Source organism: Streptomyces sp. WZ.A104, assembly GCF_002382885.1.
Lineage (GTDB): Bacteria > Actinomycetota > Actinomycetes > Streptomycetales > Streptomycetaceae > Streptomyces.
The window spans coordinates 25,316-45,040 of sequence record NZ_NWVL01000052.1 but is presented as its reverse complement, the minus strand read 5'-3'; the positions used below and the strand labels follow the sequence as shown (position 1 = coordinate 45,040).

Annotated in this window: 20 protein-coding genes, 1 tRNA gene and 1 pseudogene; 8 read left to right on the top strand and 14 right to left on the bottom strand. The window is 70.1% G+C overall.

Annotated elements, in window-relative coordinates; all coding sequences use genetic code 11:
* The first annotated feature begins 149 nt into the window (after positions 1-149).
* Both CIB93_RS25280 and CIB93_RS25275 read left to right on the top strand, forming a co-directional pair.
* Positions 150-698 (top strand): DNA-binding protein, encoded by a 549-nt coding sequence (locus CIB93_RS25280; RefSeq protein WP_096630086.1) that lies wholly within the window; start codon positions 150-152, stop codon positions 696-698.
* A 103-nt stretch (positions 699-801) separates the two neighbouring features.
* A complete protein-coding gene (locus CIB93_RS25275; RefSeq protein WP_096630084.1) occupies positions 802-2,277 on the top strand; it encodes a serine/threonine-protein kinase in 1,476 nt (491 codons plus the stop codon).
* A 34-nt stretch (positions 2,278-2,311) separates the two neighbouring features.
* Here the strand turns inward: CIB93_RS25275 and CIB93_RS25270 are convergent, their stop codons facing one another.
* Together CIB93_RS25270 and CIB93_RS38465 are read right to left on the bottom strand one after the other, a co-directional pair.
* The gene (locus CIB93_RS25270; protein WP_096630106.1) at positions 2,312-3,637 is read right to left on the bottom strand and encodes a hypothetical protein; all 1,326 of its coding nucleotides are present in this window, start codon (positions 3,635-3,637) and stop codon (positions 2,312-2,314) included.
* A 260-nt stretch (positions 3,638-3,897) separates the two neighbouring features.
* Positions 3,898-4,032, bottom strand: a complete 135-nt coding sequence (locus CIB93_RS38465) for a DLW-39 family protein (RefSeq protein WP_003958712.1) — start codon at positions 4,030-4,032, stop codon at positions 3,898-3,900.
* Positions 4,033-4,322: 290 nt separating this feature from the next.
* Here CIB93_RS38465 and CIB93_RS25260 point away from each other — a divergent pair, with 290 nt between their 5' ends.
* Positions 4,323-4,709, top strand: a complete 387-nt coding sequence (locus CIB93_RS25260) for a DUF6344 domain-containing protein (protein ID WP_096630083.1) — start codon at positions 4,323-4,325, stop codon at positions 4,707-4,709.
* A 170-nt stretch (positions 4,710-4,879) separates the two neighbouring features.
* The gene (locus CIB93_RS25255; RefSeq protein ID WP_096630082.1) at positions 4,880-5,572 is read left to right on the top strand and encodes a hypothetical protein; all 693 of its coding nucleotides are present in this window, start codon (positions 4,880-4,882) and stop codon (positions 5,570-5,572) included.
* Between the two features lie 58 nt (positions 5,573-5,630).
* Here the strand turns inward: CIB93_RS25255 and CIB93_RS25250 are convergent.
* The 4 genes and pseudogenes from CIB93_RS25250 to CIB93_RS25235 all read right to left on the bottom strand — a co-directional run.
* A pseudogene (locus CIB93_RS25250) lies at positions 5,631-6,361 on the bottom strand (IS30 family transposase); the annotation flags it as partial.
* A gap of 33 nt (positions 6,362-6,394) precedes the next feature.
* The gene (locus CIB93_RS25245) at positions 6,395-7,246 is read right to left on the bottom strand and encodes a helix-turn-helix transcriptional regulator (RefSeq protein ID WP_096630080.1); all 852 of its coding nucleotides are present in this window, start codon (positions 7,244-7,246) and stop codon (positions 6,395-6,397) included.
* A 25-nt stretch (positions 7,247-7,271) separates the two neighbouring features.
* Positions 7,272-7,802, bottom strand: coding sequence for a DUF6879 family protein (locus CIB93_RS25240; RefSeq protein ID WP_096630079.1), 531 nt, complete (start codon positions 7,800-7,802; stop codon positions 7,272-7,274).
* Entirely contained in the window at positions 7,771-8,052 is a 282-nt protein-coding gene (locus CIB93_RS25235) for a hypothetical protein (protein ID WP_096630077.1), read from the bottom strand. Before CIB93_RS25235 ends, CIB93_RS25240 begins: the two co-directional genes overlap by 32 nt.
* A gap of 56 nt (positions 8,053-8,108) precedes the next feature.
* Here CIB93_RS25235 and CIB93_RS38090 point away from each other — a divergent pair, with 56 nt between their 5' ends.
* The 4 genes from CIB93_RS38090 (at position 8,109) to CIB93_RS38080 (ending at position 9,144) form a co-directional block, all read left to right on the top strand.
* Entirely contained in the window at positions 8,109-8,255 is a 147-nt protein-coding gene (locus CIB93_RS38090) for a hypothetical protein (RefSeq protein ID WP_179500240.1), read from the top strand.
* Entirely contained in the window at positions 8,252-8,428 is a 177-nt protein-coding gene (locus CIB93_RS38085; RefSeq protein ID WP_179500239.1) for a hypothetical protein, read from the top strand. The genes CIB93_RS38090 and CIB93_RS38085 overlap by 4 nt, the downstream gene beginning before the upstream one ends.
* 76 nt (positions 8,429-8,504) lie before the next feature.
* Entirely contained in the window at positions 8,505-8,978 is a 474-nt protein-coding gene (locus CIB93_RS25225; RefSeq protein WP_096630074.1) for a hypothetical protein, read from the top strand.
* Positions 8,979-9,006: 28 nt separating this feature from the next.
* Positions 9,007-9,144 carry a hypothetical protein gene (locus CIB93_RS38080; RefSeq protein WP_179500238.1) on the top strand — a complete coding sequence of 46 codons (138 nt, stop codon included), beginning with the start codon at positions 9,007-9,009 and terminating at the stop codon, positions 9,142-9,144.
* Between the two features lie 511 nt (positions 9,145-9,655).
* On the opposite strand, the gene CIB93_RS25220 is transcribed toward CIB93_RS38080, so the two are convergent.
* The 8 genes from CIB93_RS25220 to dnaN all read right to left on the bottom strand — a co-directional run bounded on the left by CIB93_RS25220 (position 9,656) and on the right by dnaN (position 19,590).
* A tRNA-Ile gene (locus tag CIB93_RS25220) sits at positions 9,656-9,729 on the bottom strand.
* A gap of 71 nt (positions 9,730-9,800) precedes the next feature.
* The gene (locus CIB93_RS25215) at positions 9,801-10,379 is read right to left on the bottom strand and encodes a DUF3566 domain-containing protein (RefSeq protein ID WP_096630072.1); all 579 of its coding nucleotides are present in this window, start codon (positions 10,377-10,379) and stop codon (positions 9,801-9,803) included.
* 93 nt (positions 10,380-10,472) lie between these two features.
* On the bottom strand, positions 10,473-13,106 hold the full coding sequence (gene gyrA / locus CIB93_RS25210) for a DNA gyrase subunit A (protein WP_096630071.1): 2,634 nt from the start codon (positions 13,104-13,106) through the stop codon (positions 10,473-10,475).
* Between the two features lie 47 nt (positions 13,107-13,153).
* Complete coding sequence (gyrB, locus tag CIB93_RS25205) at positions 13,154-15,226, bottom strand: DNA topoisomerase (ATP-hydrolyzing) subunit B (RefSeq protein WP_096630069.1); 2,073 nt, start codon at positions 15,224-15,226, stop codon at positions 13,154-13,156.
* Between the two features lie 399 nt (positions 15,227-15,625).
* On the bottom strand, positions 15,626-16,129 hold the full coding sequence (locus CIB93_RS25200; protein WP_096630104.1) for a DUF721 domain-containing protein: 504 nt from the start codon (positions 16,127-16,129) through the stop codon (positions 15,626-15,628).
* Between the two features lie 119 nt (positions 16,130-16,248).
* Entirely contained in the window at positions 16,249-17,379 is a 1,131-nt protein-coding gene (gene recF, locus CIB93_RS25195) for a DNA replication/repair protein RecF (RefSeq protein WP_096630068.1), read from the bottom strand.
* A gap of 64 nt (positions 17,380-17,443) precedes the next feature.
* On the bottom strand, positions 17,444-18,328 hold the full coding sequence (gnd, locus tag CIB93_RS25190; protein ID WP_096630066.1) for a phosphogluconate dehydrogenase (NAD(+)-dependent, decarboxylating): 885 nt from the start codon (positions 18,326-18,328) through the stop codon (positions 17,444-17,446).
* A 131-nt stretch (positions 18,329-18,459) separates the two neighbouring features.
* Entirely contained in the window at positions 18,460-19,590 is a 1,131-nt protein-coding gene (gene dnaN / locus CIB93_RS25185) for a DNA polymerase III subunit beta (protein ID WP_096630065.1), read from the bottom strand.
* Between the last annotated feature and the right edge of the window lie 135 nt (positions 19,591-19,725).

Sequence of the window (19,725 nt, the reverse complement as noted above, 5' to 3'; positions counted from 1 at the left end):
ACATCCGCGCCAGGGCTACCGTCGCAGACCAGAGTACCGGGTACCCCCCGCATTCCTCCAAAAGGATAGGGACTCCCGATGAACGACCACTCTCCGTAAGATGCTCGACGAGGTTCGCAGCAGCGAAGCCGCAGCGAAGGGGAGACGCCATGGACGCAGCGCAGCAAGAGGCGACGGCAAGAGCCAGAGACCTTCAACGCAGTTGGTACGGAGAGCCTTTGGGGGCGCTCTTCCGTCGGCTGATCGATGATCTCGGCCTGAATCAGGCCCGGCTGGCCGCGGTTCTCGGGCTGTCCGCTCCGATGCTCTCCCAGCTGATGAGCGGCCAGCGGGCCAAGATCGGAAACCCCGCCGTGGTCCAGCGCGTCCAGGCCCTTCAGGAGCTGGCGAGCCAGGTGGCCGACGGCAGCGTCAGTGCGGGCGAGGCGACCGACCGGATGGAGGAGATCAAGAAGTCGCAGGGCGGATCGGTCCTCACCGGCACCGGCCAGACCAGCTCCACCGGCGGCGCTCCCACCGTCCGCCGCGTGGTGCGCGAGATCCAGTCCCTGCTGAGGTCCGTCGCGGCGGCCGGCGACATCATCGATGCCGCGGACGCCCTCGCCCCGACCCACCCGGAGCTGGCAGAGTTCCTCAGGGTGTACGGCGCGGGGCGCACCGCGGACGCGGTCGCACACTACGAAGGGCACCAGAGCTAGCAGCTCCGGAGCACGACGTAGCGACGAACGACGACGGAGCCAGGGCCCGCGCACAGCGCAGCGCCCTGGTACCGCAACAGGGACGGGGAGCGGGCGCAGCGCAATGGGTGAGGTCTTCGCTGGTCGGTACGAGCTGATCGATCCGATCGGACGTGGTGGGGTCGGCGCCGTCTGGCGGGCCTGGGACCACCGCCGCCGCAGGTACGTGGCGGCCAAGGTGCTCCAGCAGAGCGACGCGCACACGCTGCTGCGCTTCGTCCGCGAACAGGCGCTGCGCATCGAGCACCCCCATGTGCTCGCCCCGGCCAGCTGGGCCGCCGACGACGACAAGGTCCTGTTCACCATGGACCTGGTGAGCGGCGGTTCGCTCGCCCACGTCATCGGCGACTACGGCCCGCTGCCGCCCCGCTTCGTCTGCCTCCTCCTGGACCAGCTGCTGTCCGGGCTGTCCACGGTGCACGCGGAGGGCGTCATCCACCGCGACATCAAGCCCGCCAACATCCTGATGGAGGCGACCGGAACGGGCCGCCCGCATCTGCGGCTCTCCGACTTCGGCATCTCGATGCGCAAGGGCGAGCCCCGGCTGACAGAGACCAATTACGTGGTCGGGACGCCGGGTTACTTCGCCCCCGAGCAGATGATGGGCGCCGAGCCCGATTTCCCGGCGGATCTCTTCGCGGTCGGCCTGGTCGCGCTCTACCTCCTCCAGGGGCAGAAGCCGGACTCGCAGGCACTGGTCGAGCGCTTCACCGCCCACGGCACCCCGGGCGCCCCCGAGGGCATCCCCGAACCGCTGTGGCAGGTGCTCGCCGGTCTGCTCCAGCCCGACCCGCACGCCCGCTTCCGGACCGCGACGGGCGCCCGCAAGGCGCTGACCGCGGCGGTCGAGATGCTGCCCGAAGCGGGCCCGGACGACGAGCCGGTGGAGGTGTTCGACCAGATCGGCCCGTTGCCGACGGGATTCGGCCCCGACGGCCCGGCGACCGCGCCCACGGCAGGACCGCCCACCGGTTCACCCGCCGGACCGCCCGCCGCAGAACCTCCCGCCGGACCGCCCGCCGCAGAACCGCCCGCCGCAGGACAGCCCACGGCAGAACCGCCCGCCGCGGCGGCACAGCAGACCGGCCCACAGCAGACCGGTTCACAGCCCGCCGCACAGCCCTCCCCCCAGCCGCCGCACACCGCCCCGCCCGTGTCGATGTCGGAGACGGGCAGCTTCCACCTGGCCCCGCCGCCCCGGCAACAGGACCAGCCCCGGGCCGCGTTCCAGCAGCAGCCGTCCGGGCCGGTCCCGGCGCCCGCGCCGCCCCCGTACGCCGTCGGCGCGCAGGACCCCTCGCAGGCGGCGACCGCCGACGTCCCGCACGGCCCCGGGGCCACCCGCGCCTACACCGCCCAGCTGCCGCCCCAGCAGCCTCAGCCGAACCCGCACGTCCCGAGCCCCCCGGCGCAGCACGCCGCACCCCACGCTCCCGTACGGGCAACGCGTCCGGGACCGCCCCCGAAGGTCGCCATCCCGGTGCTGGTGGTGGCGCTGATCTGCTTCGCGGTCGGCATCTGGGCCCTGACCCAGGTCTGAGGCCCTACCCGGCCGCCATCGGCCCGAGCTGCCTCTACCAGCCCTGCTGCGGCGGCGGTTGATGCCCGGCCGCCGCGGGAGCCCCGGCCGCACGGCGACGGGCCAGCAGCGCCCAGACACCGAGACCGAGCACCAGCACGGCGCCCGTACCGATGCCGGCCGCCGCGACCACCTGCATCGTGCCGCTCTCCGCTGCCTGCTGCTGGTTCTGGCCCTTCCGGGCGGTGTCCTTGTCCCGCTCGGTGACGCCGAAGACCCCGGCATCCCCCTCGTACGGGGACTCCTCGGCCTTGTTCTTCACCTGGACCGCCAGCTCCAGCCGGATCGGCTCGCTGCCGTAGCTCTCCTTCAGCTTCGGGCTCAGGCTCACCGACAGGTAGTACCAGCCCGCGAAGCGCATGGTGTTGACCTGCGTCGAGGAGGCGAACCGGTTGCGGTAGGACACCGGTGGCAGCGGCCTCAGCGACGTGGAGGCGGGCCTTCCGGAATAGGAGAGGGAGGTGTCGGCGACCCGGCCCTGGGCCGGGTTGTCGAGCGACAGAGTGAGCGCGTTGCCCACGAAGTCCGTCTTGCCGTTCGGGCTGTTGGCGAGCCGGGCAGTGGTGTGGATCTGCTGGCCCCAGTCCACCGGCACCCGGTAGAAGCGGGTCTCCCCCGGGGCGACGGAGTCCTTCCACTGGCCGGTCTCCAGGCCGGTGGCCTCGGAGTAGCCCGCCCCGCCGGACCGTTCCTGCGGCTGCCCGGCGAGTGGTTCGGGCGTCGCCGAGGGGAAGCCCGACGGGGCTGCGGTCGGCATGGAGGCACCGCTCTTGAGGCGCGGCTCCTGAAGGAAGCGCAGCTCCAGGTCCCAGGCCGCCGGGCTGGACGTCTCCTTGCTCTCGCGCTCGACGAGGACGTCGTACTGCCCGCCCTCCTGGCAGGTGGTGCCGCCCTCCTTGGGTGTCCGGTAGGCGTACGCGGTGATGGGGCGCGCGTACCCGCCCGAGCCGAAGTTCGCCCGCTCCGAGCTGCACCGGGAGTCGTCGAGGTCCCGGAGGCTGATGGTGATGCCGTCGCCGTGGGCGACCGCGCCGCTGTCGCCCGGCACCGCGACCGCCGAGACATAGGCGGTGGAGACGTCGTCCAGCGTGACCCGGTAGTAGAGCTTCTGGCCGGGCTCGATCGTGCTGCGGTACGGGACGCCCTCGTCCAGCGTGGACGCCTCGACGTTGGTCTCCGCGCCCTGCACGTTCTTCGCGGCGGGGTCGAACGCGTACTTCCCGGGGCCGGCAGCGTGCGCCTGGCCCGGGAGCACCGCCACCGCGCACATCGCCGCGAGTGCCGCGGCCACCCCCCGCCCCCTGTTGCGCTGCCTGTTCACGCGCTTCCCCTCGTCGTCCTCACCCACCGGCGCCCCTCGGCCGCCCGGCCGCGATGCCGGTCCATCCTGCCGCGCCCGCACCGCCGCTGTCTCCGGCCGCAGCCGGATTGTCCCTCACGCACCCCGCCCCCTTTGCCTAAGCAACCCAATAATTCGCTTCGGCGAACCCAAGGGTGCGGGCCTCAGCGGCACGACCGGCCCCGGACAGCACGAAGCCCCGGCCGCTTCAGCGACCGGGGCCCGTAACAGACTGTGCCGTCTCACACACCCGAACCTGCGGGCACGGAGTCGGTCGCCTCCGTCCACAGATCCTGCTCGGCGCGATCCGCCTGGATCTGGCGGTACACGAGGAGCCCGCCGATGGCGGCCAGTGCGACCAGGAGAAGCTTCTTCACCGCGCGACCTCGTCTTTCCTTGGAATAGGGGCCTTCTGCCGCCGACTATACACACCGGCCGATACCGATCGGTGACCTCCCCGGAACCCAAAAGCAGCCCGCTCCAGGCGTCCCGGACGACCTCCCGGACCCCTTTCAGACCGCGCACGAGGACCTGTCCAACCCGGTTGCACCATACGAGTGGTGTTAATCCGAAGATCGGCGCAGTGCGGGCGTCGCTCCCCGAAAACGCGGCCCGGATCCACATGATCGGAGAAGTCAGCAACCGGACCGTCCGAAAGCGAGGGGCCATGAGCACCTTCCAGCCCAAGAACATCTGGACCGCCTTCGTCACCGCCTTCTTCGCCCTCCTGGCGTCGCTGGGCCTCGCCACCGCCGCGGCAAGCACCGCGAACGCCACGAACGCCACGAACGCCGCCGCGCAGCCGAGCGCCACGACCCACGAGCACACGGGTGCCACCGCGGCAACTCCACTCGCACCCTCGGTGCGATGGACCCTTCCGCGTGACCGGGCCCTGCCGCCCACGATGAAGCAGCGCATCCGGGCCGAGGCCCACGGCTCCTCCCCGGCCACCCGCCACCTGTCGCCCGACGCCGCGGACACCGCCCGTACGACCGGCCCGGCCGACTCCCACCGCACAGCCCCGGAAGGCGACTCCCCGGTGCCACCCCCCTGATCCCGGCCGCCACCGCACTGTCCAGGGCCCCTGGTCCGGTTTCACACCGGCCGGGGGCCTTCTCGCGTACCCCGGGGCCCCTTTCGTACGCCTCCGGTCCGCCGACGAGCGGTCCCCGGCGGACCGGACGACCATGGAGAGGTCCGGCGCACCGCCGAAAGGACCGTTCGATGAGCTCTCGTGGCAGTACCTTCGCGGCCCTCGGCGCCGCCCTCGCGCTCCTCGCGCTCCCGGCCTGCGGGGCGGCCTCCATCGGTACGGGATCGAGCCCCGGCAGCGCCGTACCGGCGGCGGCGACCAGCAGCCCGGACGTCGGCGCCCCGCCGGGCGCGGAGATCCTCGGCACGTCCAGCATCGGCGAGCCGTTCAAGCTGACCATCGACTCCACCAACGAGGCACGGCCCGACGAGTTCGAGATCACCGTCGAGGACGTCACCTGCGGCGAACCGCTGGACCCGAAGGTCCTGGCGCACGACTCCCCGAGCGCACCGACAGCACCCCCGACGCCCGAGGACGGGAAGCAGTTCTGCGTGGTCCGCATGGAGGTGCTCAACGTGGGCAAGGGCGAGGCCAGATGGACCGCCGACGACACAGTCACCCTCAACGTGGACGACACCGCGTACAGCCAGACCCGGAGCGACGCCCAGCTCACGAGTGCCTACGAAGAATACTGGTACGACCAGGGGGAGCCCCGGCCGTCGTTCGGTCTCAACCCGGCGAGCAAGGGCCCGGTGAACGCCGTCTTCCAGATCCCCGCCGCCGACGAACCCACCACTCTCTGGTTCGCGGCCGCCAGATGGCTGAAGCTCTTCGACCCGGAACCCGGCTACCTGATCCAGCTCCAGCCCCCCGACCAGCGCTGACCTCGCCCACGCGAAAGGCCCCCCACCGTCTCGGCGCATTCCACTGGTCGTGGCAACACAGGTGGACCAGGGCGACGAAGCGGCTGGAGCGCTCGACAAGCGTCCCGGTCGCGGACCCCTGCCCCTGCCCCTGCCGATGGTCAAGTCGCCTTCCCAACGCCCAGGGATCGCCCGGTCGGCGACCTCGACGGGGCGCTCGCTGATCATCACCATGTCCTTGGACATCCGGGGCCGCCACCGGACGGCTTGCCGGTGAGGCCACCGTAGCGTCCGGCCGGTCCGCAGGGCCTTGGCCAGTTCCCGGCGCAGCTCACCACGGCCCTGGACGTAGAGGGCCTGGTAGATCGTCTCGTGGGTCACGTGCATCTCCGGCCGGTCCGGGAAGCGGGCGCGCAGGACTTGGCAGATCCGTTCGGGGCTCAAGCGGCGTTCGAGGGGGTTCTGGAGGTGGTTCTGGATGAAGTCGCGCAGCTTGGGGTTCTGCCCGACCTTCCCGGTCTTCGGGCGCGGCTTGCGGGCGTTCGCGCGGGCCTGAGCGGCGTGCGACCGGTAGGCCCAGACGCCGCTGGCCTCGTAGAGCACGCCGTTGCGGCGGATCTCCCGGCTGATGGTCGAGGGGCTGCGGCCCAGCTCGGCCGCGATGGTCCGGATCGACGCCTTCTCACGGCGGCGGTCGGCGGTGTGGATGCGGTCAGACTCCTGCGAATAGCGGGAAGGGCCGGCCGAAGGCAGCGTCTCCCGAGCGGGAGGTACTGCCTTCGGCCGGCCCTTGCTTGCGTGGCGCCCGCTGGGTGGTGAGGGGCCTTTCGTCATGCCCTGAGGTCAGCCGAGGGCGTCGATAGCCTTCACGATCAGGGCGCGCGCCGGCGCGCCGTACACGGCGGTCTGCCGCAGCTCCTCGAACGCCTTCGCGTACAGGGCGATCTCGCTGGGCTGGGTGATGCGGACCCGGGCCGAGACGAGCTCGACGGATACGAGCGAGTTGTCGTAGACGTGGAATGTCTCGCGCGGCCACTGCTCGCGGTGCGCCGTCGCCGGGATGATGCCGAGGGACACAGCGGGCAGAGCCCCAGCGGTGAGGAGATGGCCGAGCTGGGCAGCCATCGCGTCGGCATCGCCGATCCGGTAGTGGAGTACGGCCTCCTCGATGAGGAGAACGAAGCGGTGGCCCCGCTCGTGGATGACGCGGGAGCGGTTGACCCGGGCGCGGGCGGCTTCGGCGCTGTCGTCGACGGGCAGGTCGCGGAAGCGCGCGCTCATCCCGAGAACGGCCGCCGCGTACCCCTCGGTCTGGAGAAGGCCGGGGACGAGCGAGGAGGAGTAGACGCGGAACAGCTCGGTCTGCCGGAAGAAGCTCACGGCGCTGTCCTGCAGCTGCTTGAGCCCGTGGCGGACCTGGTGGCGCCACTCGGTGTACATCGACTCAGCATGCAGCGACTGGGCGATGAGGTCCTCGGTCAGGGCTTCCGCGTCGACGGCCCGGCACCAGCGGCGGATGTCGCCTGCGGAGGGGGCGGTGCGGGCGTTCTCGATGCGGGAGGTCTTGGCGTGGTGCCAGCCGCACCCGGCGGCCAGCTCGGTGACCGTGAGCCCGGCTCCCTTGCGGAGGTCGCGCAGTCGTCCCGCGACGACCTCTCGCGCGGCCTGGGCCGAGGAGGAGGGGGATGTGGTCATGTGCTGGCCTGCCCGGGTGCGGTCGTCAGCGGATCTGGTACTGGTCGTGCGGTACGCCCCGCTCCCACACGGCTTCGAACGCCTCGCTGCACAGCTTCACCACTGATGGATCGCTGGTGATCTCCGGGCCTTGTGACGAGCCGTCCCCGGCGAAGTGGTTCCACTGGACGAGGTGGTCGTCGAAGAGCCAGAAGTCGTTGCCGGGCAGGGCGATCGAGGAGGCCCGGCGACGGGGCAGCCACCGCACTTGCTCGCCTGCAGCAACGTTCGTGAAGGTGCCGGAGTGCTCGTAGCGGATGTACTCGCTGACAGGCTCGGACACGATGCGGGCGCGGCGCATGACGACGCCGCGGCCCACGGTCTCGGCGACGAGGTCGAGCCAGGGCCGCCACCACGAGGCCCGGTCTACCGGGTCGTGGCGGAAGCCGGCACGCCACTCTGCGAAGGGGCCCTTCTCGTAGTCGACGGCGTAGGTGTCCCGCATTTCGAGGTGGACTGCGGACCGCTCGCACCGGGCCAGCAGGTCAGTGAACGTGGTCGGCACGTTCGACGGCATCGCACGCCTTCCTGATCGTGTCCACCATCCTGGCGGGGATGCGGATGACGGCTTCGGTGTCGGGGATCCCTATGGCGTGCCCGGGGAGTTCGAGGGCGGCGCACTCGGCTTCGAGCTCGGGGCCCGGCTTCCATCCCTGGAAGACGAGTTCCCTCTTCTCTCGGTCGACCCACACGGTGGAACTCTCGTGGTCTCCGGTCTCGGGGTCGATCCCGATGAACTGTTCTGCACAGGAGTGGTGTGCGTGCACAGGCGGTCCCTACGGTCTGGCGTATCTCACCGACTGCAACGGGGGGCATACCCGTGATGACGATCAAGGTGTACGAGGTGAACCGCGACGGGCTCACCAGGGTTGTGCGCGAGGAAGCGGAGGTCGTCCCCCTCGAACGCCCCGAGGCCTCGCACCAGTTCCCCGCCTGCGAGTGCCCCTCGTGCGCGCAAGTCACCAAGTGACAGCCGTCGACGAGCGGGCCGCAGACCGGCCACGAACCGCGTACACGTCACCGGAATGCCGGGCCGCCGCCGGCTGGCCGGAAGGACACAAGCTGTGCGCCGGGAACATCGACCTGACTACCGGCGGCCGGACCGTCGAGCGACTGCGCTGCGGCTGCTCCTGCCACACCTGAGCTCCCGACCGGCCACGCATTCCCTGGAAGGACCGCGGCCGGGCGGGCGACCCCCAACCAACAGAAGGAGATCAGCATGAGCGTAGGCCAGTTACCCGTCATCGCCCGACGGCTCATCCTCGGTAGCCAGTTCACCAGCTGCCGCAGCACCGTCATGGACGCCAACCCGGACATGTCCGAGGAGATGGCCAGCCGGATCGTCGAGGAGGCCCTGAAGTTCGTGGCCGCCTGTGCCACGAACCCCACCACGGGCCTGGCCCCATCCCGGATCGTCGACGAGGGGTGGCATGCCCTGGTCCTGCACACCGCCATGTACGCCGAGCTGTGCGGCAGGCTGGGCAGCTTCGTGCACCACTTCCCCGGATACGACCCGACGAACTACGACCCGCCGATCATTGACCGGACCCGCGAGACGATCACGTCACTCGGCTACGAAGCGGACCCGGAGCTGTGGGGACCTCCGTCCGACGGAACCCTGGTGTCCGTCGCGGCGCAGTGCCAGCACGCCCCGGACTGCACGATCGTGATCGTCCCAAAGCCCAAGGGCTGACGCTAGCCTGCTGGGCAGGAGGTGCCTCATGGCGCAGGAGTGGATCGACCCGCGGCACGCGGACATGGTGGCCGCTTGGAGGGCCGGGCAAGAGCCGGACTCGCGTGACCCGCAGGAGCCCCGACCGGTGCGGGGGTTCGTGATCCCCGCCGAGCCCGAGGCGTAGCCGCCCAGAACCACCTTCCAGTTGGCATACGGCAGGGTGAAACCAGCCCCGCGACGTGCCCGGACACGACGCGCCCCCTGCCGAAACCACCGGCAGGGGGCGCGTTCTCCGGCCCGGATGCTCCCGAGCATCCGGGCCGGGTCTGTCTGGGGTTGGGCGTCAGACGGAGTCAATGATTGGGCGCTCCCCACCAGGCACTCTACGTACGACACCCCCCGATCCATCGGGGGCGCCGGGATTCCCTGTATGGAACTGCCTGAGCGGCTGACGCCGCCGCAGGACGTTCGGCCAGGATCGGGAGGCCCCGGCCGGACAGCAGCAGGCCCCCGCCGCGGAACCCAGCGGGGGCCTGCTGTCTTCTGGCCGCAGAGTAGCCGCGAACCGGCCAGACGGATACAGACCTGCCCAACAGGAAGTTACGGACCAGTAGCGGACTCTCAAGATCATCAAATGTAGAAGGCCGGTAGATCCTGGGGATCTACCGGCCTTCTGACCTGGCGTTATGCCACTGTGGGGCTAACAGGATTTGAACCTGTGGCCTCATCCTTATCAGGGATGCGCTCTAACCAACTGAGCTATAGCCCCGCCGCGCTGTTGCGCTGACTTCTGAAGATTAGCGCACGTCGGGGCCAGTCCCAAAATCGATACCCGGCGCGCTACTCGTCCTCGGCCAGCGTGAGCTCGACGCCGCCCACGAAGCCCGCCGACAGGTTGTAGATGAAGGCGCCCAGCGTCGCCAGCGCGGTGGCCAGCACCACGTCGATCACGGCGATGACCGAGGTGAAGATGAGCACCCGCGGCAGCGACAGGAACGACTGGAGGTCGAAGCCGTTGCTCTCGTTCGAGCCGGTGGCCTCGCTGATCGTGCCGCCCACGGTGGAGAAGACGCCCATCGCGTCCATGACCATCCACAGGATCGCCGCCGCCACCACCGTGCAGATGCCCAGCGCGATCGACAGCAGGAAGCTGACCTTCATCACCGACCACGGGTCGGCCTTGGCCACCCGCAGACGGGCCTTGCGGGTACGCGGAGTGGTCCGCGCGCCCGTGCGCGGCTTGCGCGTCGCCTGCGCGCCGCCCAGCGTGCCGCCGCCCTGGGTGCCACCGTCGGGCGACTGGTACGCCTGCGGCGGGTGGTACGGCCCCGACGGCCCCGGCGCGGGCTCACGCTCGCCGGGCAGCGGCCCGGTCGCGTAACCCTCGTACTGGGGCTGAGGCCCTCGTGTGTCCGTCACAGTGCCCCCTTGGGAGTCCGTGGCAGGGCCACGGGCACCGTTCGCTCCAGCTCCGGAAGCGGCCGAACCGGCGCCCGTGGCTCCACTCACGCTCTACTCCTCGTGCTCCCCGGTCGAAGGCTCCGTGCCCTCGACAGTGCCCTCTGCCACGCTCGCGGCGTGGACCTCGGCCGTCTCGCCCTCGGCGTCATCGGCCCCATCGACCTCTTCCGCCTCACGACCGGCCTCGGCGTTGCGCGCGATACCGACGACGGCGTCGCGCTTGCCCAGATTGATCAGTTGGACGCCCATGGTGTCACGGCCCGTCTCCCTGACTTCATTGACTCGCGTACGAATCACACCACCGCCGAGCGTGATGGCGAGGATCTCGTCGGTCTCCTCGACCACCAGCGCACCGACGAGCGAGCCCCGGTCCTCCACGATCTTGGCAGCCTTGATGCCGAGGCCGCCGCGGCCCTGGACGCGGTACTCGTCGACGGGGGTCCGCTTCGCGTACCCGCCGTCGGTGGCGGTGAACACGAACGTACCGGGCCGGACGACATTCATCGAGAGAAGCTCGTCGCCCTCGCGGAAACTCATCCCCTTGACGCCCGAGGTCGCACGGCCCATCGGGCGCAGCGCGTCGTCCGTCGCGGTGAACCGGATCGACTGGGCCTTCCTGCTGATGAGCAGCAGGTCGTCCTCGGCCGACACCAGCTCGGCGCCGATCAGCTCGTCGTCGCTGCCGTCCGGGGTCTCGCGCAGGTTGATCGCGATGACACCGCCGGAGCGGGGCGAGTCGTAGTCCTTGAGCGCGGTCTTCTTCACCAGGCCGCCCTTCGTGGCCAGGATCAGGTACGGCGCGGCCTCGTAGTCGCGGATCGCCAGGATCTGGGCGATCTTCTCGTCCGGCTGGAAGGCCAGCAGGTTGGCGACGTGCTGGCCGCGCGCGTCCCGGCCGGCGTCCGGGAGCTCGTAGGCCTTGGCCCGGTAGACCCGGCCCTTGTTGGTGAAGAAGAGCAGCCAGTGGTGCGTCGTGGAGACGAAGAAGTGGTCGACGATGTCGTCTTCCTTGAGCTTCGTCCCGCGCACGCCCTTGCCGCCGCGCTTCTGCGAGCGGTAGTCGTCCGTCTTCGTGCGCTTCACATAGCCGCTGCGGGAGATCGTGACGACGATGTCCTCCTCGGCGATCAGGTCCTCGATGGACATGTCACCGTCGAAGGGCACCAGCTTGGAGCGCCGGTCGTCGCCGAACTTCTCGACGATCGCCGCCAGTTCCTCGCTCACGATCGCGCGCTGCTTGGCGGGCGAAGCGAGGATCTCGTTGTACTCGTTGATCTTCGCCTGGAGCTCGTCGTGCTCGGCGGTGATCTTCTGGTGCTCCAGCGCGGCCAGTCGGCGCAGCTGCATCTCCAGGATCGCGTTCGCCTGGAGCTCGTCGATCTCCAGCAGGCCCATCAGGCCCTCGCGCGCGATCTCCACCGTGTTGCTGCGCCGGATGAGGGCGATGACCTCGTCGATGGCGTCCAGCGCCTTGAGGAGGCCGCGCAGGATGTGCGCCCGCTCCTCGGCCTTGCGCAGCCGGAACTTAGTCCGCCGGACGATGACCTCGATCTGGTGCGTCACCCAGTGGCGGATGAACGCGTCGATCGACAGCGTGCGCGGCACCCCGTCGACGAGCGCCAGCATGTTGGCGCCGAAGTTCGTCTGGAGGTCGGTGTGCTTGTACAGGTTGTTCAGGACGACCTTGGCGACCGCGTCCCGCTTGAGGACCACGACCAGGCGCTGACCCGTACGGGAGGAGGTCTCGTCGCGGACGTCCGCGATCCCGCCGACCTTGCCGTCCTTGACCAGGTCGGCGATCTTCTGCGCGAGGTTGTCGGGGTTGGTCTGGAACGGCAGCTCCGTGACGACCAGGCACTGACGGCCCTGGATCTCCTCGACCGCGACGACCGCGCGCATCGTGATGGAGCCGCGCCCGGTGCGGTACGCCTCCTCGATGCCCTTGCGGCCCACGACCAGCGCGCCGGTGGGGAAGTCGGGGCCCTTGATGCGCTCGATCAGCGCGTCCAGCAGCTCCTCGTGCGAGGCCTCGGGGTGCTCCAGATACCACTGGGCACCGGCGGCGACCTCGCGCAGGTTGTGCGGCGGGATGTTGGTCGCCATGCCGACCGCGATCCCCGCGGAGCCGTTGACCAGCAGGTTCGGGAAGCGCGCCGGCAGGACCGTCGGCTCCTGGTTGCGGCCGTCGTAGTTGTCCTGGAAGTCGACGGTCTCCTCGTCGATGTCCCGGACCATCTCCATGGACAGCGGCATCATCTTGCACTCGGTGTACCGCATGGCGGCGGCCGGGTCGTTGCCCGGGGAACCGAAGTTGCCGTTGGAGTCCACCAGCGGCATCCGCAGCGACCACGGCTGCGCCAGGCGCACCAGGGCGTCGTAGATGGAGGAGTCGCCGTGCGGGTGGTACGTACCCATGACGTCACCGACGACGCGGGCGCACTTGTAGAACCCCTTCTCGGGGCGGTAGCCGCCGTCGTACATCGCGTACAGCACCCGGCGGTGGACGGGCTTGAGGCCGTCCCGCACGTCGGGCAGCGCACGCGAGACGATGACGGACATCGCGTAGTCGAGGTAGGAGCGCTGCATCTCCGTCTCAAGCCCGACGGGCTCGACACGCATGCCCACGCCCTCGACGGGCGGAACCTCTTCGGGCGTCACGGGGGCGGGGGTGTTCTCGTCGGCCATTGCTGGTCAAAGTCCTTTCGAGCTGCGGCGTCGCTGGTACGGCCGACTCAGATGTCGAGGAAGCGGACGTCCTTGGCATTGCGCTGGATGAACGAGCGCCGCGCCTCGACGTCCTCACCCATGAGCACCGAGAACAGGTCGTCGGCCTGCGCCGCGTCGTCCAGCGTGACCTGGCCGAGGACCCGGTGGTCGACGTCCATGGTCGTGACGCGCAGCTCTTCGGCGTTCATCTCACCGAGGCCCTTGAAGCGCTGGATCGAGTCTTCCTTGATCCGCTTGCCGTTCTGCTTGCCGAGCTCGACCAGGGCGTCGCGCTCGCGGTCCGAGTACGCGTACTCGAAGTCGTCCCGGCCCCACTTGATCTTGTAGAGCGGCGGACGCGAGAGGTAGACGTGCCCGGCCTCCACCAGCGGCCGCATGAAGCGGAAGAGGAAGGTCAGCAGCAGGGTGTTGATGTGCTGGCCGTCGACGTCGGCGTCCGCCATCAGAATGATCTTGTGATAGCGGAGCTTCTCGATGTCGAAGTCCTCGTGGACCCCGGTGCCGAACGCCGAGATCAGCGCCTGGACCTCGGTGTTCTGGAGGATCTTGTCGATCCGGGCCTTCTCGACGTTCAGGATCTTGCCTCGGATGGGCAGGATCGCCTGGTACATCGGGTTGCGGCCGGACTTCGCCGAGCCGCCGGCGGAGTCACCCTCGACGATGAAGATCTCGCACTTGGTGGGGTCGTTCGACTGGCAGTCGCTCAGCTTGCCGGGCAGCGAGGCGCTCTCCAGGAGCCCCTTGCGCCGCGTCAGGTCGCGGGCCTTGCGGGCCGCCACCCGGGCGGTCGAGGCGGCGATGCCCTTGCGGATGATGTCGGCGGCCTCGTTCGGGTTCCGGTCGAACCAGTCCGTCAGCTGCTCGTGGACGACCTTCTGCACGAAGGTCTTGGCCTCCGTGTTGCCCAGCTTGGTCTTCGTCTGGCCCTCGAACTGCGGCTCGCCCAGCTTCACCGAGATGATCGCGGTGAGACCCTCGCGCACGTCCTCGCCGGTGAGGTTGTCGTCCTTCTCGCGCAGCAGCTTCTTCTCGCGCGCGTACCGGTTGACCAGGGAGGTCAGCGCCGCACGGAAGCCCTCCTCGTGCGTACCGCCCTCATGCGTGTGGATCGCGTTGGCGAAGGAGTAGACCCCCTCGGTGTACTGCGTGTTCCACTGCATGGCGATCTCGGCCGAGAGGAGACGGTCCTTGTCCTCGGCCTCGATGTCGATCACCGACTGGTGGATGACGTCGCCCTTGCGGGAGTTGAGGTACTTGACGAAGTCGACGATGCCGTTCTCGTAGTGGTACGTGACCGAACGGGTCGTCTCCTCCTCGGGAACCTCGACGGCCTCCGCGCTGTCCGCGCCCGCCGTCGCCTTCGCCGACTCCCGCTCGTCGGTCAGCTTGAGGGTGAGGCCCTTGTTGAGGAACGCCATCTCCTGGAAGCGGCGCGAGAGGGTCTCGAAGCTGTACTCGGTGGTCTCGAAGATGTCCCCGTCGGCCCAGAAGGTGACCGTCGTACCGGACTCGTCGGTGGCCTCGTGCTTGGCCAGCGGGGCGGTCGGAACGCCGAGCTTGTAGTCCTGCGTCCAGCGGTAGCCGTCACGCTTGACCTCGACGGAGACCCGGGTGGACAGGGCGTTGACGACGGAGACGCCGACGCCGTGCAGACCGCCGGAGACGGCGTAGCCGCCGCCGCCGAACTTGCCGCCCGCGTGCAGCACGGTCAGCACGACCTCGACGGCCGGCTTCCCTTCGGACGGCACGATGTCGACCGGGATACCGCGGCCGTTGTCGATCACGCGCACCCCGCCGTCGGGGAGGATCGTGACGTCGATGGTGTCCGCGTGGCCCGCCATCGCCTCGTCGACCGAGTTGTCGACGACCTCCTGCACCAGGTGGTGCAGGCCGCGCTCACCGGTCGAGCCGATGTACATACCAGGTCGCTTGCGGACCGCGTCCAGCCCTTCCAGCACGGTGATCGCGCTGGCGTCGTACGCGACGGCAATCGCCTCGGCCGACTCACCGGCTGTCGACGGAATGTTCTCGTTGGGGTTGCCGGAATCGGCCACGAAGCGCCCTTTCTGGCACAGCACAGGCCGTTCTCCGGACAGGCGGGAGCGGCTGCGTCGTTCGGCTTGTATCGACGACTCCCGCCTCAGCGGCGGGATTACCCACCAGTCTACCGGTAGCGCTGACATGAATGGGGGTTTGCCGGTACCTGAGTCCGCATGTGCCGCCCTGAATGAGCGGCTGACGACTCCCCATATCCGGGAAGGGGCTCCAAGAGGCTCTGACGGGCTTGGAGCGCTTCGGCCTGTCAACCTCTCGCTACGGTGAGGGACGCTCGGGCCGCCCTGTCCGATTTCCCCCCGTACGAACCATGGCGATCTCAGCCCCCAGCTCGCCCGGTACACGACAATTTTACGCCAAAAGTGCAGCTCAGGCTTGCCGAGCCGCCGAATGATGACCCGACCCGGAGCACGGGGACCGGATCACCCGTAGGTATCGCCGGGCCCCTTGCTGCCTGGCGCCCGCAGCGGCCCGAACCGGCGCTCCGGCCCCCCGGGCCCCACCACCTTGATCATCCGTACGGTGCCCTGCCCCAGATCCGCGTTCAGCCGGGCCACCAGCTGCGGAGCCAGCAGCCGCAACTGCGTCGCCCACGCCGTCGAGTCACAGCTCACGGTCAGCACCCGGGCCTCCGGCGCCTCGTCGTACCGCAAGGGAACGCAGTGCTTCGCCAGATCGTCACCGACGATCTGCGGCCACCGCCCCATCACCCCGCCCACCGCCGCGGGCGTCTCCCAGCCCCGCTCGGTGATCAGCCGGTTGATCGCGGACCCCAGCGGCTGCGGATCCCGCCCGTCCGACCGGGCCCCCGACCGCAGCCCGCCGCCCCGCCGGGCCTGCTTCTTCTGCTGCGCCGCCGCACCCCGCGCCTTCGCCTGCTCCTTCGCCGCACGCAACGCGACCCGGGCCAGATCGACCCCGGCCACCTCCGGCGGCTTCGGCCCCCCGGAGGCCGCCGCGTCCGGGCCCGTACCTCCGGCGGCCCCGTCCGTACGGGCCCGGCCGCCGCCGGGGCCCGGGGGCTCCGCCCAGCTTCGAGCACCCGTCATACCCGCTCCACCTCACCCGCGGACACCGCGTACCGCGCCCCGGCCAGCACACCCGGCACGTCCTCGGCCACCGCCGCCGTCACCAGCACCTGCTCACCCGGAGCCACCAGCTCCGCCAGCCGCTCCCGGCGGCGGGCATCCAGCTCGGCGAACACGTCGTCCAGCACCAGCACCGGCTCATTGCCCTCGGCGCGCAGCAGCTCGTACGAGGCAAGGCGCAGCGCCAGCGCGTAGCTCCAGGACTCACCATGGCTCGCATAGCCCTTCGCGGGCATGGAGCGCAGGCCGAGCACCAGGTCGTCGCGGTGCGGGCCGACCAGCGTCACCCCGCGCTCGATCTCCTGCTTCCGCACCCCGGCGAGCGCGGCGATCAGCTGCTCGTACAGCTCGTCGCGGCCGCACTCGGGCCCGACGTCCTCGCCCACCGAACTGCGGTACTCCAGCGCTACGGGGCCACCGCCCGGCGCGACGTCACCGTAGGCCTTGTCGGCCAGGGGCTGGAGCGTGGCGATCAGGTCCAGGCGCTGCGCCAGCAGCTCGGCGCCGACCCGGCCCAGGTGCTGGTCCCAGACGTCGAGCGTGGACAGGTCCATGGACCGGCCGCCGTGCCGACGGGCCATCGCGGCGGACTTCAGCAGCGTGTTGCGCTGCTTGAGGACCCGCTCGTAGTCGGAGCGGACCCCGGCCATCCGGGGCGAGCGCGCGGTGATCAGCTCGTCCAGGAACCGCCGCCGCTCCCCGGGGTCGCCCTTGACCAGGGCCAGATCCTCCGGCGCGAACAGCACCGTGCGGACGATCCCGAGCACGTCACGCGGTCTGACCTGCGAGGACCTGTTGATACGGGCCCGGTTGGCGCGGCCCGGGTTCAGCTCCAGCTCGATCAGCTGCGAGCGCTCGCCCTGGGTCACCGCCGCTCGGATCACAGCCCGCTCGGCGCCCATGCGTACCAGCGGGGCGTCCGAGGAGACCCGGTGGCTGCCGAGGGTCGCCAGATAGCCGACGGCCTCGACGAGATTGGTCTTGCCCTGCCCGTTGGCGCCCACGAACGCGGTGACGCCCGGGTCGAGAGGGACCTCGACCCGGGCGTACGAGCGGAAGTCGGCCAGCGAGAGGTGCGTGACGTGCATGGTGGCCGACCTCTCCCGACGTGCTTCCCAGTGGTACGACGCCGACGCGCGGCCGGCGTTCCGATCAGTTCTCGGGCTTGGACTCGACCGCGTGGCCGCCGAACTGGTTGCGCAGCGCGGCGATCATCTTCATCTGCGGCGAGTCGTCCTGGCGCGAGGCGAACCGCGCGAACAGCGAGGCCGTGATCGCGGGCAGCGGCACCGCGTTGTCGATCGCGGCCTCCACGGTCCAGCGCCCCTCTCCCGAGTCGGCGGCGAAGCCCCGGAGCTTGTCCAGGTGCTCGTCGTCGTCGAGCGCGTTGACCGCGAGGTCGAGCAGCCAGGAACGGATGACCGTGCCCTCCTGCCAGGACCGGAAGACCTCGCGCACGTCGGTGACGGAGTCGACCTTCTCCAGCAGCTCCCAGCCCTCGGCGTAGGCCTGCATCATGGCGTACTCGATGCCGTTGTGGACCATCTTCGCGAAGTGGCCCGCGCCGACCTTGCCCGCGTGGACCGAGCCGAAGTCGCCCTCGGGCTTGAGCGCGTCGAAGACCGGCTGGACCTTCGCGACGTTCTCGGCGTCGCCGCCGTACATCAGGGCGTAGCCGTTCTCCAGGCCCCAGACGCCGCCGGAGACACCGCAGTCGACGAAGCCGATGCCCTTGATGCCCAGCTCGACCGCGTGCTTCTCGTCGTCGGTCCAACGCGAGTTCCCGCCGTCGACGACGACGTCGCCGGGCGAGAGCAGCTCGGCCAGCTCGTCGATCGTGGACTGGGTCGCGGCACCGGCCGGAACCATCACCCACACGACCCGCGGGCCCTTCAGCTTGCCCACAAGCTCTTCGAGACTGTGGACATCGGCGACATCCGGGTTGCGGTCGTAACCGATGACGGTGTGGCCTGCGCGGCGGATGCGCTCGCGCATGTTGCCGCCCATCTTGCCGAGGCCGACGAGACCGAGCTCCATCAGAGATTCCTTAAGCGTCGTGGCGATAGCGTCGGGCGTTCTCCGCCCAGGACCGAGCCTACGCCCGGCCGGGGACAGCATGGTGGGCCCGCTCCGCGCCGAACGGGCCCACCGAAACCGCCGTGGAGGCGTCAGCCGGAGAGGCGCACCGGCATGATCAGGTACTTGTACGCGTCGTCCGCCTCGGCGTCGACCGCCGGGCGGCCGCTGAGCAGGGCGGGCTTGGTGGACGTGGTGAACGAGAGCTGGGCGACCGGCGAGTCGATCGCGCTCAGACCGTCCAGCAGGAACGTCGGGTTGAAGGCGATCGAGATGTCGTCACCCTCCAGCACCGCGTCGACCCTCTCCACAGCCTGTGCGTCGTCGCTGGAACCGGCCTCCAGGATCAGGACGCCCTGCTCGAAGCTGAGCCGTACGGGAGTGTTGCGCTCGGCGACCAGGGCCACACGCTTGACGGCCTCGACGAAGGGAGCCGTCTCGATCACAGCGACGGAGTTGAACTCGGTCGGGAAGAGCGTGCGGTACTTCGGCAGGTCGCCCTCAAGCAGCCGGGTCGTCGTGCGGCGGCCTGCGCCCTCAAAGCCGATCAGGCCCTCGCCGGCACCGGAGCCGGAGAGCGCCAGGGTGACCGTGTCGCCGCTGGTGAGCGCCTTGGCGGTGTCCAGGAGCGTCTTGGCGGGCACCAGGGCCACGGCCGAGGCGTCCGGGTTCTCCGGCTTCCAGAGGAACTCACGGACCGCGAAGCGGTAGCGGTCGGTCGAGGCGAGGGTGACGGTGTCGCCCTCGATCTCGATGCGCACACCGGTCAGCACCGGCAGCGTGTCGTCGCGGCCCGCGGCGATGGCGACCTGGGCGGCGGCCGAGGCGAAGACCTCACCGGGGACCGTGCCCGTGGCGGTCGGCATCTGGGGCAGCGCCGGGTACTCCTCCACAGGCAGTGTGTGGAGCGTGAAGCGCGAGGAGCCGCAGACCACCGTGGCCCGCACACCGTCGGTGGAGATCTCCACCGGGCGGTTGGGGAGGGCGCGGCAGATGTCGGCGAGCAGTCGGCCGGAGACGAGCACCGTGCCGTCCTCGTCGATCTCGGCGTCCACGGAGACCTTGGCGGAGACCTCGTAGTCGAAGCTGGAGAAGGAGAGTGCTCCGTCCTCGGCCTTCAGCAGAAGGCCCGCGAGAACGGGCGCCGGCGGACGGGCCGGGAGGCTGCGGGCCACCCAGGCCACCGCCTCCGCGAGTACATCGCGCTCCACCCGGATCTTCACCGGAACCGCCTCCTGCTGTTGCTCGCTCGCCCTGCTGGCCTTCGTCGTCTGGACCGGAGCTCCCTGCCGAGGGCTGGGGAGGCTCCGGGGTCCAGTCTGACGTACGGCACCGACAGTCGTTGCTGCTCGGGGTCA

Excerpts from the sequence above, each read along its gene's own strand:
- gyrA (WP_096630071.1), bottom strand. The coding sequence starts at position 13,106 with ATGGCCGACGAGAACACCCCCGCCCCCGTGACGCCCGAAGAGGTTCCG.
- CIB93_RS25280 (WP_096630086.1), top strand. The coding sequence starts at position 150 with ATGGACGCAGCGCAGCAAGAGGCGACGGCAAGAGCCAGAGACCTTCAA.
- CIB93_RS25255 (WP_096630082.1), top strand. The coding sequence starts at position 4,880 with ATGAGCTCTCGTGGCAGTACCTTCGCGGCCCTCGGCGCCGCCCTCGCG.
- CIB93_RS25245 (WP_096630080.1), bottom strand. The coding sequence starts at position 7,246 with ATGACCACATCCCCCTCCTCCTCGGCCCAGGCCGCGCGAGAGGTCGTC.
- gnd (WP_096630066.1), bottom strand. The coding sequence starts at position 18,328 with ATGGAGCTCGGTCTCGTCGGCCTCGGCAAGATGGGCGGCAACATGCGC.
- CIB93_RS25275 (WP_096630084.1), top strand. The coding sequence starts at position 802 with ATGGGTGAGGTCTTCGCTGGTCGGTACGAGCTGATCGATCCGATCGGA.
- CIB93_RS38090 (WP_179500240.1), top strand. The coding sequence starts at position 8,109 with ATGACGATCAAGGTGTACGAGGTGAACCGCGACGGGCTCACCAGGGTT.
- recF (WP_096630068.1), bottom strand. The coding sequence starts at position 17,379 with ATGCACGTCACGCACCTCTCGCTGGCCGACTTCCGCTCGTACGCCCGG.
- CIB93_RS38080 (WP_179500238.1), top strand. The coding sequence starts at position 9,007 with ATGGCGCAGGAGTGGATCGACCCGCGGCACGCGGACATGGTGGCCGCT.
- CIB93_RS25240 (WP_096630079.1), bottom strand. The coding sequence starts at position 7,802 with ATGCCGTCGAACGTGCCGACCACGTTCACTGACCTGCTGGCCCGGTGC.
- CIB93_RS25260 (WP_096630083.1), top strand. The coding sequence starts at position 4,323 with ATGAGCACCTTCCAGCCCAAGAACATCTGGACCGCCTTCGTCACCGCC.
- CIB93_RS25225 (WP_096630074.1), top strand. The coding sequence starts at position 8,505 with ATGAGCGTAGGCCAGTTACCCGTCATCGCCCGACGGCTCATCCTCGGT.